This window comes from Gilliamella bombi (genome assembly GCF_900103255.1).
In the GTDB taxonomy this organism is placed as follows: Bacteria; Pseudomonadota; Gammaproteobacteria; order Enterobacterales; family Orbaceae; genus Gilliamella; species Gilliamella bombi.
The window spans coordinates 16,430-34,122 of sequence record NZ_FMWS01000020.1 but is presented as its reverse complement, the minus strand read 5'-3'; the positions used below and the strand labels follow the sequence as shown (position 1 = coordinate 34,122).

The 17,693-nt window shown below is 34.9% G+C and carries 13 protein-coding genes; 10 read left to right on the top strand and 3 right to left on the bottom strand.

Features of this window, described 5'->3' with window-relative positions:
* Positions 1 to 77 precede the first annotated feature (77 nt).
* The 9 genes from B9N71_RS05065 (at position 78) to B9N71_RS05025 (ending at position 10,788) form a co-directional block, all read left to right on the top strand.
* Positions 78 to 1,082, top strand: coding sequence for a flagellar basal body-associated FliL family protein (locus B9N71_RS05065; RefSeq protein WP_085164565.1), 1,005 nt, complete (start codon positions 78 to 80; stop codon positions 1,080 to 1,082).
* 12 nt (positions 1,083 to 1,094) lie between these two features.
* Positions 1,095 to 3,059 (top strand): vWA domain-containing protein, encoded by a 1,965-nt coding sequence (locus B9N71_RS05060; RefSeq protein ID WP_085164563.1) that lies wholly within the window; start codon positions 1,095 to 1,097, stop codon positions 3,057 to 3,059.
* 19 nt (positions 3,060 to 3,078) lie between these two features.
* Positions 3,079 to 3,795 (top strand): ABC transporter ATP-binding protein, encoded by a 717-nt coding sequence (locus tag B9N71_RS05055; protein WP_085164561.1) that lies wholly within the window; start codon positions 3,079 to 3,081, stop codon positions 3,793 to 3,795.
* A gap of 3 nt (positions 3,796 to 3,798) precedes the next feature.
* Entirely contained in the window at positions 3,799 to 5,022 is a 1,224-nt protein-coding gene (locus B9N71_RS05050) for an ABC transporter permease (RefSeq protein ID WP_085164559.1), read from the top strand.
* On the top strand, positions 4,979 to 6,604 hold the full coding sequence (locus tag B9N71_RS05045; RefSeq protein ID WP_208610441.1) for an SUMF1/EgtB/PvdO family nonheme iron enzyme: 1,626 nt from the start codon (positions 4,979 to 4,981) through the stop codon (positions 6,602 to 6,604). The genes B9N71_RS05050 and B9N71_RS05045 overlap by 44 nt, the downstream gene beginning before the upstream one ends.
* Positions 6,604 to 7,293: a hypothetical protein gene (locus B9N71_RS05040; RefSeq protein WP_085164556.1), complete on the top strand. Its 690-nt coding sequence runs from the start codon at positions 6,604 to 6,606 to the stop codon at positions 7,291 to 7,293. The genes B9N71_RS05045 and B9N71_RS05040 overlap by 1 nt, the downstream gene beginning before the upstream one ends.
* Positions 7,294 to 7,295: 2 nt before the next feature.
* Positions 7,296 to 7,778, top strand: a complete 483-nt coding sequence (locus B9N71_RS05035; RefSeq protein WP_085164554.1) for a hypothetical protein — start codon at positions 7,296 to 7,298, stop codon at positions 7,776 to 7,778.
* A 65-nt stretch (positions 7,779 to 7,843) separates the two neighbouring features.
* Entirely contained in the window at positions 7,844 to 9,211 is a 1,368-nt protein-coding gene (locus tag B9N71_RS05030; RefSeq protein ID WP_085164552.1) for a VWA domain-containing protein, read from the top strand.
* A gap of 128 nt (positions 9,212 to 9,339) precedes the next feature.
* Positions 9,340 to 10,788 carry a VWA domain-containing protein gene (locus tag B9N71_RS05025; RefSeq protein ID WP_085164549.1) on the top strand — a complete coding sequence of 483 codons (1,449 nt, stop codon included), beginning with the start codon at positions 9,340 to 9,342 and terminating at the stop codon, positions 10,786 to 10,788.
* A 703-nt stretch (positions 10,789 to 11,491) separates the two neighbouring features.
* On the opposite strand, the gene B9N71_RS05020 is transcribed toward B9N71_RS05025, so the two are convergent.
* Both B9N71_RS05020 and B9N71_RS05015 read right to left on the bottom strand, forming a co-directional pair.
* Positions 11,492 to 11,806 (bottom strand): hypothetical protein, encoded by a 315-nt coding sequence (locus tag B9N71_RS05020; protein WP_085164547.1) that lies wholly within the window; start codon positions 11,804 to 11,806, stop codon positions 11,492 to 11,494.
* Positions 11,807 to 11,886: 80 nt separating this feature from the next.
* Entirely contained in the window at positions 11,887 to 13,728 is a 1,842-nt protein-coding gene (locus B9N71_RS05015; RefSeq protein ID WP_370738301.1) for an SLC13 family permease, read from the bottom strand.
* Positions 13,729 to 14,033: 305 nt separating this feature from the next.
* On the opposite strand from B9N71_RS05015, the gene B9N71_RS05010 reads away from it, so the two are divergent.
* Positions 14,034 to 15,755, top strand: a complete 1,722-nt coding sequence (locus B9N71_RS05010; RefSeq protein WP_065589960.1) for a thiamine pyrophosphate-dependent enzyme — start codon at positions 14,034 to 14,036, stop codon at positions 15,753 to 15,755.
* A 132-nt stretch (positions 15,756 to 15,887) separates the two neighbouring features.
* Here the strand turns inward: B9N71_RS05010 and edd are convergent, their stop codons facing one another.
* Positions 15,888 to 17,693 carry a phosphogluconate dehydratase gene (gene edd, locus B9N71_RS05005; RefSeq protein ID WP_065589961.1) on the bottom strand — a complete coding sequence of 602 codons (1,806 nt, stop codon included), beginning with the start codon at positions 17,691 to 17,693 and terminating at the stop codon, positions 15,888 to 15,890.

Sequence of the window (17,693 nt, the reverse complement as noted above, 5' to 3'; positions counted from 1 at the left end):
TGAGTTGAAAATGTTTCCCTATTCAATAGATCGGATGAATAATACTCGCGTATTTGAGTATAAAAATAGAGGATATCATGGCATTAAGAATTGAATTAGATAGTTATAAACCCGGTATTGCGAAGTTTTTAGCTCAAAAATGGAGTGGTAGTTCTCAAATTGATATACTTGTACAACGCAATCAGGATGGCTATTACTTATCTGGTTTGAATCAATGGAACCCCGAAAAAAATTGGCATACTCTTGAAAATATGTCAGTTGAAAATGAAAAATTAACGGGATACGTTGGTGAATGGTTGGTCGACTCTTTGGTGACACAAGAAAGTCAGCTCCGATTTCTTATACAAATTCGTGATAAGCAAAATCAAAGTTATGTTGATGGTGGTGTTGTTAGTATTGCAGAAACTGTTTTTGCCTCAACAGCATTAAACGCACAAACAACTTTATCTAATGAAGAACAAGTTATAGAACATCCTGAGCCAGTTAATGATCCTATTGTTGAAGATGAACCGCCATTAATTGAAGAATCTAATATTACCTCTCAAAAGGAAACATTAGTCGAACCTATTGAAACGGAGTCAGAATCTGGAATAACTCCTGAGGAACCAGTTAAATCAAAAAGTCGCCTAGGGCTAATTGTTTCTATTGTTGTTGGATGTATGATACTAATTGGACTAGGTCTTGCGGCGTGGTATTTTTTATTTTTCCAAAAACAATTACAACCTACTCCCACAGTGGAAGTTAGTGAACAATGTAGTTTAAGCAACATTTCTACTGATGATTTAACATTTATTCAACAATGTTTACAGACTAAACCTGAAACGGGAGCAATTATTCAGATAATTACTGAAGCTAAAAAAGCAGGAAAATGTAATATAGCTCAGCGTTTATATGCAAATCAAGCACAAACAAATGCTAACATTGCTATGCTATATGCAAAAGAGTATGACGAAAAATTTTATGAAGTGAATAATTGTTTTGAAGCTGATAAAGAAACGGCTATTTATTGGTATGAAACATCTTTGACTAACGATCCAAAGAATACATTCGTTAAAGATCGTTTAACCCAATTACAAAAATAGTGAGGAGCAAGAATGAATAAACTAGCTATCTCAAAACTGATTTCCACAATAGGTTTAACATGTTTACCATTAATTGGTTTTGCCGCAGAGCCACTTAAGCAGGTAGGTAAAAAAACGCTATATCAGCGTGTACTAAGTACGCCAACATGCGAATTAAAAAGTAATATTGCTGATCCTACTGGTAAATCTTTACCTGCATTTTCACGTTATTATGTTTATGAGCGCAAAAATCAGAATAATCAGCAATGGCTTAATGTAGGACCAGATTCTTATGGAAAAACTATTGGTTGGATTAATGATTCATGTACTATTGCTTGGAATATGCAAATGACATTAGTTTTTACTAATCCAGTTGATCGTGATCCTTTGCTATTTTTCAAAGATAAGGCTGCATTGACTGCGATTGTTGATGCCGATAAACCTGAAACTTTATTAAAACCTATTCGTGAAGCTCTAAAAGCGAATAAAGCAGCTCCAGAAGTGCTTGCTCAAGAACCTAAAGAGTTTGTAGATTTTAAAAGTAATTTCTATTTATTACCTATTTTGCAAGGTGAAGAAGTAATGAATGGGCGAGGGTTTTATGAGCGAGTGCTAGAGGTCGCATCAGTAAGTAAACAAGAATCATTGATAAAAAATAACCCAAAGCAAAACACTGCTCAAACTGCTGATGATAGTGCAAATCAAGTAGTACCTTTTAAAGCCGCTATTGTGTTTGTTATTGATTCAACTATTTCTATGGATCCTTATATTTCAAGAACTAAAGAAGCGGTAACGCGAGTTTATCAGCATATTGAAAAAGAAAAGCTACAAGAACAAGTAAAATTCGGATTGATATCATTCCGCTCAAGCTTAAAAGCATCGGATAAGCTCGAATTTGTTACCAAGATTTTTGCCGACCCAAATAAAGTTAAGGATAAAGAAGACTTTAAAAAGTTAAGTGCTTCACTTAAACAAGCTTCTGTTTCTACCTCGTATTTTGCGGAAGATTCTTATGCGGGCATTGCTCAAGCATTAAATGATATTAATTGGAATAGTTTTGGCGCACGTTATATGATTTTAATAACAGATGCTAGTGCGATTCCGGGGGATGATAAGCTTTCTAGTACTGGCATGGATGCAGCGCAATTAAGGCTAGAAGCTCAGCATAAAGGAGTTGCCATTTATGCACTACATTTAAAAACGCCAAGTGGTGCAAAAGATCACCAAGTAGCGGCAGCACAATATTCAGACTTAACTTATAACGATTTCATTCATAAATCACTTTATTACCCAGTTAATGCTGGTGATGTTAATGAATTTGGTAAAAAAGTAGATTTATTAGCGCAAGCACTATCTGAACAAGTCAAACTAGCATATAAAGGTGAAGCTTCTGTTGGTAATGCTCTAAATGCAAAAGATGATAACTCTGATATGTTAAAAGATGCATTGTTATTAAGTAAGGCAATGCAACTTGCTTATTTAGGGGATGTAAAAGGTACTAAAGCACCGTCAGTTTTTAAGGCTTGGATTGCCGATAAAGATTTTGTTAAACCAACTATACCAACAGCAGAGCCACGTATATTATTAACAAAATCACAACTGAGTGATCTGAGTGATGTTGTTAGCAAAATTGCAAATGCAGCTAATGATGGATTGATTTCTGCCGATGATATGTTTTCGCAACTTCGCTCTGTTGCTGCCGCAATGGGGCAAGATCCAAGTAAATTAAAATCAGATTCTGTCACAAAAATTGCAGATTTGGGTTTACTTGGTGAATATTTAGATAATATCCCTTATAAGAGCGATGTAACGGGGCTTGATCAAGATACATGGAAAAGTATGAGTGGGCTTGAACAAGAAAAATTTATTCGTAATTTAAATAGTAAAATTCGCTATTATCAAAAATGTAATGCAGATGTAGATCGTTGGATTTCATTAGCTGAAGGTAGCGATCCGCGTGAGAATGTGTATCCTATACCATTAGAAATGTTGCCATAAAGTTGTGTTGTTAGAAAATATGTTAACCATCAATCAAATTGCAATTTCACGCTCAACAGGCAAATCCTTTTTTAGTGTTTGCCTACCAAAGCTAACTGTAAAAGCTGGTGAGGTGGTCGTTATTCAGGGCGACAGTGGTGCTGGTAAAAGTACTTTACTTGAAATGGTGGGGATGATTCTAAAACCAGACGAAATTGGTTGTTATAATCTGGCTATAGATAGTTGTGATATCGATATTGCAACACTCATCAAACAAGATAAAATAGATCAATTGGCAGATGTTCGTGCTAAGTATTTAGGTTTTATGTTACAAACAGGTGGATTACTGCCATTTTTAACGGTTCGTGACAACATTTTATTATCGTTAAAGCTATTACAGAAAAAAGTGGATAATGATCGCTTTGATTATTTAGTGCAAAAACTCAACATTATTAATTTACTAAATAAATATCCTAAACAGTTATCAATTGGTGAAAGGCAACGAGCTTCCTTTATTCGCTCTATTATTCATAAACCTGCGTTATTACTCGCCGATGAGCCGACTTCGGCATTGGATCCCTATAATGCAAATTTACTTTTTGATTTAATTATAGAACAAGCTCAGCAGGATAATATAGCTGCCATGATTGTAACACATGACCTGCAGCGTATAGCTAACAAAGGATTATTTACTTTATCGGCTAAATTAACCTCCTCACAATCTTCGGAATTTCTACCATTACAAGATAAGGCATAAAAGATGACTAAAGCAATATCAAAATGGTTACTTATAACTCGTTTGTCTGTAGCTGACTTATGGTATGACAAAAAAGTTTCATTTTGTATTATTGCCTCAGTAATATCAGTAATTACACCGCTATTATTGCTATTTAGTTTAAAATATGGTGTGGTTTCTCAACTTCGAGAGCAATTGCTTAATGACCCGCAAAATTTAGAAGTAAAAATAGTTGGTAATTTACAACTAAAAGATGAAGTGTTTGAGTGGATAAAGAAACAGCCAGAAACAGCTTTTGTTATTCCATTAACTCGTTCATTAAATACGCAAGCTGATTTAATGAAAGATGCTAGCCATTTTGTTAATAATGCCGAAATTATACCTACAGCCAAAGATGATCCAATAACAAAAAACTTGCCATTACTTAATAATAAAAAACAAATTTTATTAAGTTCATTATCAGCCGAAAAAATGCAAGTAACAGTAGGAAGTCGAGTCAAAATGGTAATTACTAGGCAGCTTGATGGAAAACTAGAAAAAGGCATGACTGAATTAGATGTGGTTGGCATTATTCCCGAAAACCGTTATAGCCGTGCCGCGGTTTTTGTTACTTTAGAATTGCTTATTGATATGGAAAATTATTATGATGGTTATCAAAGTGACATTTTTCCAACCTCAACAGGACAATTAAATCCACCTGAACATACCTCGTTCGCACGAGCTCGTATTTATGCAGACTCACTTGATAATGTATCACCACTAGCATTTAAATTAAGAGAAAAACACATTGAAACGCGTACACAGGCTAACGCAATTGAAAACATGCAAGCGATTAATAGAGTACTTAATTTTATTTTTAGCGTTATTGCAATTACAGCGATTTTGGGGTGTGTTTTATCATTTATAGGATCATTTTTATCAAATATTGAACGCAAACGTAAAGATATTGCCTTTATGCGATTAATCGGTTTTCGCTCTAAAGGTATTATGCTTTATTTAATAAACCAAGCTATGATTTTAAGCTGTTTGGCTTTTGTTGCCTCTTGTACTCTTTTTGTAATAGGTAATTATGCGTTTAATTTAGTTTTAGGTAAAAATTTGGTTTCACAATCTGTTGTAAGTCAATTACAATTTTATCATCTTATCATTGCCTTTTTACTCACTTTATTTATTGCTGCAGGCATTGTGCTTATAGGAGGGCGACGTGCTATCAAAATTCAACCAGCAGAAAGCTTACGTGAAGCATAATTGTACTCGATACGTCCGACTAGCTTGTTGGGGATTGGCTGCAATTAATCTACATCCATCATTAAGTTTTGCTCAACCTTGGGATAGTAAATTTTATAATCCCAAACCAACAAAAGATGACGTGATTTTACCTATGCCATGTGATGGCAGTTTAGTGATGAAAAAGGTTTTTACCCCGACCAATAAACCGTTAGATGATATTAAAATCATTTTAGGTAGTAACCAAAAAGAACTCGGTTTTGCCGAGTATGCAACACCTAATTATATTGCTGGTAGTTTTTCTGATGCAGGTAAAGAACGGTATTACCTGATAGGTAAATATGAGATTACCGCATTGCAATATCAATCAGTAATGAACGAGACTTGTCCAACTCCTAAAGTAAATCTTTCTTTTCCCATTACTGATATTAGCTGGTTTGATGTCATCGCCTTTACGGATAAATATAATCGTTGGTTAATTGAAAACCAATCAAAAATAAAATCAAGTAATTTACCTAATGGTTATGTTCGTTTACCTAATAATACCGAATGGGAGTATGCCGCTCGCGGTGGGTCAAAAGTGACAGAATCGGAGTTTCGTGAATCCCTATTTCCGATGAAAGGTAATCTCGAAAGCTATGCATGGTTTTCTGGCGCAAAATCTGCTAATGGTAAATTACAACTGATTGGTAGGTTAGAACCTAACCCGCTAGATCTTTATGATATTTTAGGTAATGCAAGCGAAATGATGTTTGATTCGTTTCGAATGAATAAACTAGATCGCTACCATGGTCAACAAGGTGGAGTGATTGTCCGTGGTGGGAGTTATTTAACACCAGAATCATCAACTACCAGTGCTTTTCGTACCGAAAAACCTTTTTATGATGATAAAGGTGCGTATAAAAGTAAAGATGTTGGATTTCGTTTAGTTTATACAACCGAAGTGATGAATTCGAATGACAAAATCAAAGAGTTAGATAAAGAATGGAGTCAGTTAGGTAACGAAACAGACAGCACAAAAAATGGTAATGTCGTTAATGAGCTTGAAAAAATCACCAAACAAGTTGAAGATGAAAAAACAAAAAAAGAATTAAATAAACTAAATACGCTTTTAAGAAGTGCTAATCAAGCTCGAGATGAACAACGGGATCGTTCCATTCAATCGGCATTACAGCTAGGCGCATTTTTGTGCGCTAATGTTTCAGATTTAAACAGCAAATTTGAGTATAATGACAATTTATATAAAACAATGACCAATGAGGTTTGTGATCCAAAAGAAACAGACGCATTGGAAGATGACAATATGTGCTCAAAAGCGAAGCTAGATAATTTAAAAAAAGTTGTTGATGAATCTAAAAGTGCACGGGATTTTATATTGAAATATTATTCCGACACAATAGTTAATACTGCGTCAAATTACGAAAAAAATACGATTAATGATCAAGCCAAATCAACTCAATTTATTTTAGAAAATAGTGGCAAGGCTAATATGAGTGATTATTTAAAACTTTACTTCAAACATATTAATCAATATATTGAATCGGGAAAAATCGAACGAACGGTTTGGCTACAAACATGTACCGAAATAAAAGGAAATAAATAATGAATAAAATTATCCTAACACTTGCTTTGTGTGTATCGCTTATTCTAACAGGGTGCCAAGGTTCTGGCGGAGTGAGCTCCAGAAATGTCGATCCTGCATTGGCCAAAAGTAATACAGCTAAATTTTTTAGTAAATCAGCGTGGCAATCCTGTGCTATTGGTGCTGGTTTGGGCGGTATTGGCTGTATGCTAGCAGGAGGAAAAACAGGTGTATGTATTGCGTCTGCAGCCGTAGGTTGTGGTGTTATGATGGGAGCAAACTATTATCTTGACAACAAACGAGCAGAATATGCGGATGCTGAAATGCGCCTCGATGTTTACATCCAAGATATTCAACAAAACACTTACGAAGTACAAGCTGTAACTGAAACGGCTAAAGCTGTATTAGATAAGAATTTAGCGACACTTAATGTATTAAATAATCAAATTAAAAAAGAAACCTTAAATAAAAAACAGGCTCAAAAAGATTTAGTTCAAATTGATGCTAATATTGCTTATTTACAAGATAAATTACAACGTATGAGAGGCGTTGAAAATGATTGGATTTCAATATCATCTCAAGAACGACAATCAGGTATGAATGTATCAAAACTTGATAAACAAATAAGCCAATTACATAAAAAAATTTCAGTACTTGAAAATCAAATTAATCTTGTTACAAAACAACGTTCAGCGGTTAAGGTTAGCTAATTATGAAAAAAAAATATCTTCTATTACTCAGCCCGTTTATTTTTTTAGTTGGTTGTTCAACAACGCCCGAACAGTGTGATCCAACTAATACTAACATTGGTATTATGGACAAAATCAGCTGTAATTATTCAGGGAATTACCAAGCTCGAATTGATCAAAAAAAGCAAATTCTAGAGAATGAAGTAAGAGCTAATCAGCAGTTTAAAGAAATTTATGCCGTAATTGAAAAACAAAAAAATAACACTTCATTAAGCATTAAACAAAAACAGGCACAGCAGCAAAAATTAAAAACTGATTTAACTAAACTAACTGATGAAGTTAAACAAAAAGCCCAAGGCCGTGACGATCTACAGGCTCAAGTCAGAGATATAGAACAGCAACTGAAAAAAGTTAACAATTCAGGTAGTTCTGAACTTGAAAAACAAGTTGAGTTAGAAAAGTTAAATAAAAAACTTCAACAATTGCAAAAAGCACTGAATATATAAATATATTCTGGTTTAATCAATATTCAAACAAAAACTGAAGTTAAATAAAAGGGAATAAATAGGCAATGCAGCGAATAACAAGAGTTATGTGTGATCGTAATAATTCTGAAAAAATATCTTTATTAGATCAATATAATTCATTGTTAGCATTGCTAAAACCGTATTTAACTGATCGTACTTTTTCTATCTTAGCAATAGCAAGATTGATTGACGATAATCAATATATTGGTTGGTATACCGAGTTAGAAGGACAACCTGTTTTATTGAACGAAATTAGTGATCAATCACTTAAAGCTAAGATAGAAAAAACGCTACAATATCGTATTAACGATATCGAAACAACTGTTAAGCTAATACCCATAACAGCTGAGCAGCAGGCATTCATTTCATCATGGTTACCTAGAATTAAAAGTTTAGGCAATCATATTTATGTTATTAATGATGAACCGGTTATTGTTAATACCTTTGAAGACCCTGTTTTACCTGCTCCAGCACCAGTTATTCTTCCAAAATCATTTTGGCGTTGGTGGCATTTTTTACTTCTGGCCCTATTATTACTTTCTTTGCTTGGTATTATTTGGTACTTATTTTGCCCATATGGAAAAGCAAAGCCTACGATTCCTGATACAAAGCCAGTAATTACTCAGCCAGTTGAAGAAAAGAAATCAGACCCACCAAAAGAAGAGCAACAACCTGTTGTAAAATCGGAGCCTGAACCGATACCAGCACCTAAAAGTTGTATTACTCGTGAAGAAATTGCGAATAATACAGACACACCGAAAATGGTTATGATATTTGACAATTCAGCATCGATGTCATTGACTTTAATGGAAACTCAGGCATCCATTAATCAATACTTGCATGCTGATTTTTATTCAATGACACAACAAGAAATTGATGAATATGAAAAACGAATGACTCGCTTACCAAATCGGTTATCAACAAGTAAAAAAGTAGCATTGTCGAGCATTGATAAAATACAAGCAGACGTTAATATTGCGCTAGTAACTCTATCTGCTTGTCCTGTTGCACAAACTACTCCATTTTATCATTATGAAAATAGAAGCAAGTTAAAAAATAAAATAAATAGGTTACAACCATTAGAAAATAAAAGCGCAACACCTTTATATAGTGGTATAAAACAAGCAAGTAAAATGCTTGATGGTGTAAACCGTGATGATTACATATTAGTTATTAGTGATGGTGAAGATAACTGTACCAAAGCTAATATTTGTGCTTTAGCGAACAAAATTGCCACTCAACAACCTCGTTTAAAAATAAATATTGTTGATATCGCTGGGCAGCATAAAATTGACTGTGTAGCAAACAAAACTGGAGGTAAGGTTTATATAGCTCAAAGTCCAAAACAGATAATTAACCAAATGGATAAAGCTATTTCGAGTATGAATTTTAGTAAACCTATATGTGAATAATCAATTTTAAATAAAACGATACAATTACATAGCTCGAATGTATCGTTTTTTATATTTTTATCTATAAAAGTTAGATTTAGCACATTATTTAGAGTAATAATATGAGAATGTAAGGAATTAAATCAATAATGCAACGAATAACGCGGATAGTCTTTGATTATAATAATCTAGAGAAAATTTCTCTATTAGAACAATATAATTCCTTAATATTATTATTAAAATCACATTTAACTGATCGTACTTTTTCGGTTTTAGCAATACCAAAATTGATTGATAACAATGAATATATTGGATGGTACACTAATCTTGAAGGGCAACCTATATTACTTGATAGTCTTGTCGATGAATCGCATAGAAACAAAATAGCCAAGACATTACAAACACGTATTAATGATATTGAAAATGCTATTAAACTAATGCCATTAAACGATGAAGAGCGAAATTTAGTTTCAGCATGGCTTCCAAGAATTAAAAGTTTAGGTAACCTAATTTATGTTATTAATGATGAGCCCGTTATTATTAATACCTTTGAAGAACCAGTTTTACCTGTAGTAGCTCCAGTTATTCCACTAAAACCATTTTGGCGTTGGTGGCATTTTTTACTATTAGCCTTATTGCTTGTTGGTTTGCTTGGTATTCTGTGGTATTTATTTTGCCCTTTTGGTAAACAAAAAACAGTTGTTCCCGATCCTATAGCTATTGTTGCGCCGGCTGTTATAGTGAAGAAGCCTGAACCTAAACCGGCGTCTGAGCCTGTTACTGAGCCAAAAGATACCGTGCCTGAAGAATCTACGCCAATTGCAACATCAGAGCCTAAACCTGAACCGATACCTCAGCCACCGTTAAAGCCAAAGGTAAAAAATCCACCGAACTGTATAACCAAAGAAGAGATGAATAAAGATCCTAATCCATCTAAAATGGCGATAGTGTTTGATAATTCATTATCAATGACAGTAACATTAAATGAATCACCATCAGCGGTTGAACAATATTTTCGATATTTGACGTATGGTAGTAATATGTCAGAAGAAGAAAGAATCAAATACGAAAAGCGTATGACCCGTTTACCAACTCGTTTATCAAGTAGTAAGAGTGTGGCTACATCGAGTATTGATAAGATACAACCGAATATTGGTATTTCACTGGTAACGTTGACTAATTGCCCAGCAGCAGAAGTTTCGCCGTTTTATAATTACAAAAATCGCCCATCACTAAAGCATAGAATTAGAAACTTAACACCGACTGCAGCCGGAGGAGGAGGAACACCTTTATATAATGGTTTAGAAAAAGCGAGTAAAATGCTTGATGGCATAAATCGTGATGATTATATTCTTATTATTAGCGATGGTGAAGATAATTGTACAAGGAAAAATATTTGTACATTAGCAAATTATATAGCTGCACAAAAACCACGATTAAAGATTAATATTGTGGATATTGCTGGTGAACACAAAATTGACTGTATTGCTAATGCAACAGGTGGAAAAGTTTATATTGCTCAAAGCCCTAAAGATATGATTAAACAAATGAATAAAGCGGTTTCAAATTTGAAAATTGATAGGCCTGTGTGCCAATAAATAATAAAAAATTATATTAACTAATTTTATTGAGTTTTTTTAATTCAATTATACAGCTATACAGTTATTTGAGCTCGACAATGTTTCGGACTTTTTTATAGAATAAATAACATTCGTACTAACGCCCGATTTGGCGAATTTTATGCGAAATTCCATAAGGCCAAGCCAACAGGAATGTTTGGCTGCGCTAGTCAAGAACGAATTATAGAGGATGAGTTAAAACTGAGCGCTGGCGGATATATTTTCTGTAACAAATTTGAATATTTGAGCAAAGTGAAGATGATCTCGAAAAGGCGAGTATCAGGATAATATGAGTAAATATAAGTAGGCTTTATTCTGTACAGCTAAGAATGAGATTGTTAAATGGGATCTGGCAATTCGCATAGCTTGCTTGCCACTATTGTTATTTATTCCACCAAAAGGCTAAAACGTCTAAAACCACTACACCAAACAAAATCTTAGCACGCAGTAACCAACAGATTTAATTTAAAAAAGCAAAACAAAAATTCCAATACAATCAAATTCTATATCTTGATGGTTTTAAATCAAAATAAACGCTCACAACACCGTAAAGTAAATATGGGAATCTTCTTTATGGTGTCAGAATGTAATGACAATTATAAGTAAGAGCAGCACGCAAAACAGGAGGTTTGGTGGATTATTTTGTTGTTGCCATTACTATGTTTAAATTGGTGAGTAAAAATTATAAAGGTAAATTACGTTTAATCATACATTGTTTATAAGCATCAAAAGCTTTTTGATTTAATTTCATGCCATACATATAAAGAATGCCGTAGCACAAAACTGCAAGAACAACACTATCTTTGTATTTTTTAAACATATTATAGTGTTGTATTAATATTTCATCACTTATTTTATCACTTTTTTTATCTGATTTTACTTGCTTTATAATTGTGTAACATAGCAATAGAATAAATATGCCTAAGAAAGTCAACAGTCCGATAATTAATGCAGCAAAAACTGCAAGTCCCATAATGGTTTGTAAAAAATTCATCATTTTTAAATTCTCCTATTTCTCAATTTAATAAAATATGCTTTTATATTAGTATTATTTTCAATCATTACCATAGTTAGGCTTTAAAACGGAAAAAACACCGGTACTAAAGCAATATCTACCGCCATTACTAAAAACGTTAATGGTACACCAATTTTGACAAAATCGCTAAAGCTGTATCCTCCCGGTGCCACCACCATGGTTTTAATCGGTGAGGATACGGGCGTAATAAATGACGCTGATGTGGCAATTGCCACCGTCATGGCAAATGGATAAGGTGAGTAACCGAATTTTAGTCCTAAATCAATAGCGATTGGCGCAATTAAAATTGCTGTTGCAGTATTGGATATAAATAATCCAATTGTTGAGCATAATAAGAAAATAAATGTTAGCACCATGTATGGGCCGAAAGAGCGTAAATGGACTTCAAGCCAAGCTGATATGAGTGAAATTCCCCCCGTTTTGTTGAGTGCTAGTGCAAAAGGCATCATACCTATAATTAGAATTAAGGTTGGCCAATGTATGGATTTATAGGCATTGGTCATGTCAATGCATCGTGTTGCCCCCATCAGTAAGCAGGCGATTAATGCCGCAACCACATTAGGCACAATACCTGTCACCATTAAAATAATCATAATGGCGAGATTAATTAAAGCCGCTGGTGCTTGTGAGCTTGCTGGTGCAATATCGTCGATATCGGCTGGAAAGTCTAATACAACAAAGTCATTGGTTCGAGTTTGTAGTTTTTGGATCGAACCCCAGTCACCACAAACTAATAATGTATCACTCATTTCTAAACGTTCTTGGAATAAGTTGTTTGTTTCAACTGGTGCATGATTACGCCAAATACCAATTACAGTCAGGAAATATTTTCCTCTAAAATCAATTTCATTAAGTGTTTTTCCACACAGTGTCGATTCTGGGAGCAGGGCAACTTCGGCCATGCCGACTTGTTTAACCTGTTCTGAAAAATATTCACCTCGTAATACTTTCGGTTCAAGGTTGTTAGTGTTTAAAAAGGTTCGATAATCGGCTTCGGAGTGTGACATATCGAGTAATAAAATATCATTTTCACGAAATTCGGTTGAGCCATTAACGGGGATTAATACTTTGTGGAATTTGCGCCAACGTTCAATACCAATAACATTTACACCATGTTCACTACGCAAATGTAAGCCATCAATTGTGCGCCCAACAAAAGGTGAGCCAGCTAGTATTTGTGCTCGATGGGCTCGGCCAATTAATTTATAGTCTCGAATTAAATCGGTGATTTTTCGTCTTTGTGGTTGGGTATTAGTTGTGGTAACTTGTTCTGCTGTGAGTAACCAATTGCGTGTTAATATGCAATAAATAACCCCGACAATTAAAACACCAATACCAATTGGGGTGATCGAGAAAAAACTGAATTCAGTCAAAGCGGCACGGTTTAATTCACTGTTTACCACAAGGTTTGGTGCGGTGGCAACCAGTGTCATCATGCCACTTATTAATGCCGCAATACAAAGTGGCATCATTAATTTTTTTACATGAATACCGGTATGGTTAGCAATGCTAATGGCAACGGGTATAAAAATTGCAACTACGCCAGTTGAGCTCATCACTGAGCCAAGCAAAGCAACGCCTAACATGATACAGGTAATAATGCGAATATCGTTTTTGCCTGCGACTTTTAATATGTATTCGCTCATTTTGTATGAAATACCTGTTCTAACCAAGCTTTCACCAATAATAAATAGAAGGGCAATTAAGATAATATTAGGATCGCTAAATCCAGCGAGGGCTTCAGCTGGTGTTAATACGCCTGTGATGGTGATTGCCGCGATTGTGAGCAATGCAATAATGTCCATTCTTAATTTGCTGAACGAAAACATTAAAATTGCTATTAATAATAATATGCAGACAGTAATAAGTGGGTAATATTCAATAAAATAATTAGGTAAGAATTTAGCGATTGATGATACTAAACCATCCTCAGATGACAAATGTTCCACAAAAAGTAGCTCTATGATACAGATTACATTTTGTACATAATACCTTGATTTATTGTAATAGGGAATATCTCTAAATAAAGTTTATATGGCTATAATTACTTTATCGTTAATTTTTTTTACGTTATTTTTCGTTTTTTAACATTTTTTGCTATTTTCTTTATGACCTATTCGCATTATTGAAAAGTAGGTGTAATTTAAGCAACTAAACCTATTTAATCGTTAACTCTTTAGGAGAGAATATGTCATCAAAAAAATCTGTTGCACAAATTATAGTTGATGTTTTGTCTGAAGCAGGTGTTAAGCATTGTTATGGTATTGTTGGGGATACTTTGAATCATATTACTTCTTCTATTAAAAAAAGTAATATTGAATGGGTACACGTTCGTCATGAGGAAGTCGGTGCTTTTGCCGCAGGGGCAGAAGCTTATTTAACAGACCAAATTACAGCTTGTGCTGGATCTTGTGGTCCAGGAAGTTTGCATTTTATTAACGGTATTTATGAAGCACACCGTAATAAAGTACCTGTTGTTTTATTGGCAAGCCAATTGGTGACTTCGCAACAAGGTACCGATTTTCCGCAAGAAGTTGACTTTGAATCTATTTATAAAAATTGTTCTGTATTTTGTCAGCAAATCAATGATCCAACCCAAGCAAGACAAATAACAACCGCAGCAGTTCAAGCTGCAATTAATCAACGAGGTGTAGCTGTTTTAGTGGTACCTTATAATATTAGTTTAATTAAGGTTGAAGATAATAGTGGGCATAAAATTTATCATCCTAAACCTATTATTCGCCCGTCAAATGAAGAATTAAATCAAATCGCAGAAATACTTAATAATAATCATAAAATAGCTATCTTTGCTGGGCAAGGAGTGTGTGAGGCTCACGATGAGCTTATTGCCTTTGCTGAAAAATTAAAATCACCTATTGTGCATACATCGAGGGGTAAAGATTTTGTTGAGTATGATAATCCTTATAACGTTGGTATGACTGGTATGTTTGGTATGGAGTCAGGAACAACAGCGATTAAAGAGTGTGATGTGTTAATTATGTTAGGTGCTGATTTTGCGTGGTCACAATTTTATCCTGATAAAGCGATTATTATTCAAGTTGATATTGATGCCACTCATCTTGGGCGGCGTCATCCAGTGAGTGTGGGGGTTGTTGGTAGTAGTAAGCCAACGTTAGCCGCTTTAATTCCTTTAGTTGATGAAAAACAAGATTCTAAGTTTTTAGAAAAATGTCGCCAATTGTATATAAAAGCAATGGATAAATTGAATAAGAAAGCTGTACCTTCTCAAGCAATGATTCATCCTCAATATTTAACCGAGCTTGTTGATAAATATGCGACACAAGACGCTGTGCTTTGTGCTGATGTTGGATCAGCTATGGTTTGGGCTTGTAGGCATTTTAATACCAACGGAAAAAGACGTACTGTCATTAGTTTGAAACATGGCACAATGGCAAATGCAATGCCGCAAGCGTTAGGTGTGCAAAAAGCATTTCCTAATCGTCAGGTCATTACTTTATCAGGTGATGGTGGTATTAGTATGTTATTAGGCGATTTGTTAACTACAATTCAAGAAAATTTGCCAATTAAAATTATTGTGCTTAATAATAGTTCACTTAATTTTGTTGAATTGGAACAGAAATCAGAAGGTTTAGTTGATCACTATACCGATTTACAGAATCCTAATTTTGCAAAAGTTGCCGATTCGATGGGATTATTTGCGATAAGAGTTGATAACTCTGATTCTCTTGATGAAGCAATGCAATCATTTTTATCGCATCAAGGTCCTGCATTATTAGATGTTAAAACCAGCTCTAATGAATTAGTTATGCCGCCTGAAATTCAAGCATCGCAGGTTATGGGAATGGCGCTTTACAGTGTAAAAGCTTCTTTGCAAGGGAAAATGGGCGATGTAGTAAATCTATTGGTGGATAATTTTATCAAGAAATAGTTTATATTATTTTTTATATTTATTTTAAATGACAAGTTTACAGAGAGTTTTTGTTAAAAAGTTTCAGGAAATAGGGGTGTTTCAGTATAATTTGGGGGGGATCTGCCGCTGATTTGCGGCAGAATAAATGAATTAAAAACTAACGGCGCCTTCTTCTGCGGAAGTTAAATTTTCTCGGATAACGGTAAATAGTTCACGCCCATAACCGAGATGTGAATCCGCTAAATCGAAAGAATAAGGTTCACGTTTGGCTAATTCTGCCTCGCTTACTAATAATGTTATTTCGCCAGTTTGACCATTAACACGGATCATGTCGCCTTCTTGAACTTTACTGAGTAAACCTCCATCATAAGCTTCAGGGGTGACATGAATTGCGGCGGGCACTTTGCCTGAAGCCCCCGATAATCGACCATCAGTTAATAACGCAACTTTATAACCTTTATCTTGCAGAACACCTAGCGGTGTTATTAGTTTATGCAATTCTGGCATGCCAATTGCTTTTGGTCCTTGATAACGGACAACAACTACACAGTCTTTATTTAGTTTGCCTGCTTTATATTCGGCATCTAAATCATATTGGCTATTAAAGATGACTGCTGGTGCTTCAATAATTTGATGTTCAGGTGCAACGGCTGATGTTTTCATAATTGCACGACCAAGATTTCCTGACATCACTTTTAATCCACCATGAGAATTAAATGGTCTTTTGATTGATGCAATGACGCTGTCATCTAATGATTTTGTTGGACCTTCACGGAAAGTAAGTTTGCCATTTTCTAAAATAGGTTCTTGAGTATAACGACTAAGTCCACGCCCTACTACAGTTTCAACATCTTCATGTAATAAACCACCCGATAATAATTCGCGAACCAATAAAGATGTCCCTCCAGCTGCTTGAAAGTAGTTTATATCGGCTGGACCATTCGGGTAAATTCGGCAAAGTAGTGGTACTGCTGTTGATAGATCTGAAATATCATCCCAATTAATAATTATGCCGGCTGCTTTAGCCATTGCCACAATATGCATTGTTAAATTAGTTGAACCGCCAGTTGCGAGTAGTGCAACTAAACCATTGACAATCACCTTTTCATCTACCATTTTACCAATAGGCATATAGTTTCCTGATTGGTTGGTTAGGCGAGTAATTTGTTTAGCAGCAGCATTGGTTAATTCATAACGTAATGCTGTTTCAGGATGAACAAAGGCCGTCCCTGGCAAATGTAGTCCCATTAATTCAATAACCATTTGGTTACTATTTGCGGTACCATAAAAAGTACAAGTACCACTAGTGTGATAAGATGCCGATTCTGATTCAAGTAAGTCTTCACGCGAAGCTTTACCTTCTGAGTAAAGCTGGCGGATACGCACCTTTTCTTTATTAGGTAAGCCCGATGGCATAGGTCCTGCAGGTACAAAAATAGCAGGTAAGTGACCAAACGTTAATGCGCCAATAAATAGACCTGGTACAATTTTATCGCATATTCCAAGATATAGAGCACCATCAAACATATTATGTGAAAGCCCGACAGCAACCGACATTGCAATCACATCACGGCTCATTAATGATAGCTCCATTCCAGGCTCGCCTTGAGTTACACCGTCGCACATGGCAGGTACTCCACCAGCCATTTGCCCAACTGCGCCAACTTCGTGAAGTGCTTTTCGAATTTGTTCAGGATAAAACTCATACGGTTTATGAGCTGATAACATGTCATTATAAGAACTAATAATCCCTATGTTACTTTTTAAAATGTTTTTTAGATCACTTTTATCATCGCTACAACAAGCAGCAAAACCATGGGCTAAATTACTACATGGTAAACTAGATCGAGTTACTTTTTTATGCATAGCTCTTTCTATTTTTTGCAGATAAGCGGTACGAGATGCCCTAGAACGCTCAATAATACGTTGAGTTACAGCCTGAATAGTCGGATTCAC

What these genes read in the sequence shown, in the direction of transcription:
- B9N71_RS05025 (WP_085164549.1), top strand. Translation starts at nt 9,340, where the DNA reads ATGCAACGAATAACGCGGATAGTCTTTGATTATAATAATCTAGAGAAA.
- B9N71_RS05065 (WP_085164565.1), top strand. Translation starts at nt 78, where the DNA reads ATGGCATTAAGAATTGAATTAGATAGTTATAAACCCGGTATTGCGAAG.
- B9N71_RS05035 (WP_085164554.1), top strand. Translation starts at nt 7,296, where the DNA reads ATGAAAAAAAAATATCTTCTATTACTCAGCCCGTTTATTTTTTTAGTT.
- B9N71_RS05040 (WP_085164556.1), top strand. Translation starts at nt 6,604, where the DNA reads ATGAATAAAATTATCCTAACACTTGCTTTGTGTGTATCGCTTATTCTA.
- B9N71_RS05055 (WP_085164561.1), top strand. Translation starts at nt 3,079, where the DNA reads ATGTTAACCATCAATCAAATTGCAATTTCACGCTCAACAGGCAAATCC.
- B9N71_RS05020 (WP_085164547.1), bottom strand. Translation starts at nt 11,806, where the DNA reads ATGATGAATTTTTTACAAACCATTATGGGACTTGCAGTTTTTGCTGCA.
- B9N71_RS05030 (WP_085164552.1), top strand. Translation starts at nt 7,844, where the DNA reads ATGCAGCGAATAACAAGAGTTATGTGTGATCGTAATAATTCTGAAAAA.
- B9N71_RS05010 (WP_065589960.1), top strand. Translation starts at nt 14,034, where the DNA reads ATGTCATCAAAAAAATCTGTTGCACAAATTATAGTTGATGTTTTGTCT.
- B9N71_RS05050 (WP_085164559.1), top strand. Translation starts at nt 3,799, where the DNA reads ATGACTAAAGCAATATCAAAATGGTTACTTATAACTCGTTTGTCTGTA.
- B9N71_RS05060 (WP_085164563.1), top strand. Translation starts at nt 1,095, where the DNA reads ATGAATAAACTAGCTATCTCAAAACTGATTTCCACAATAGGTTTAACA.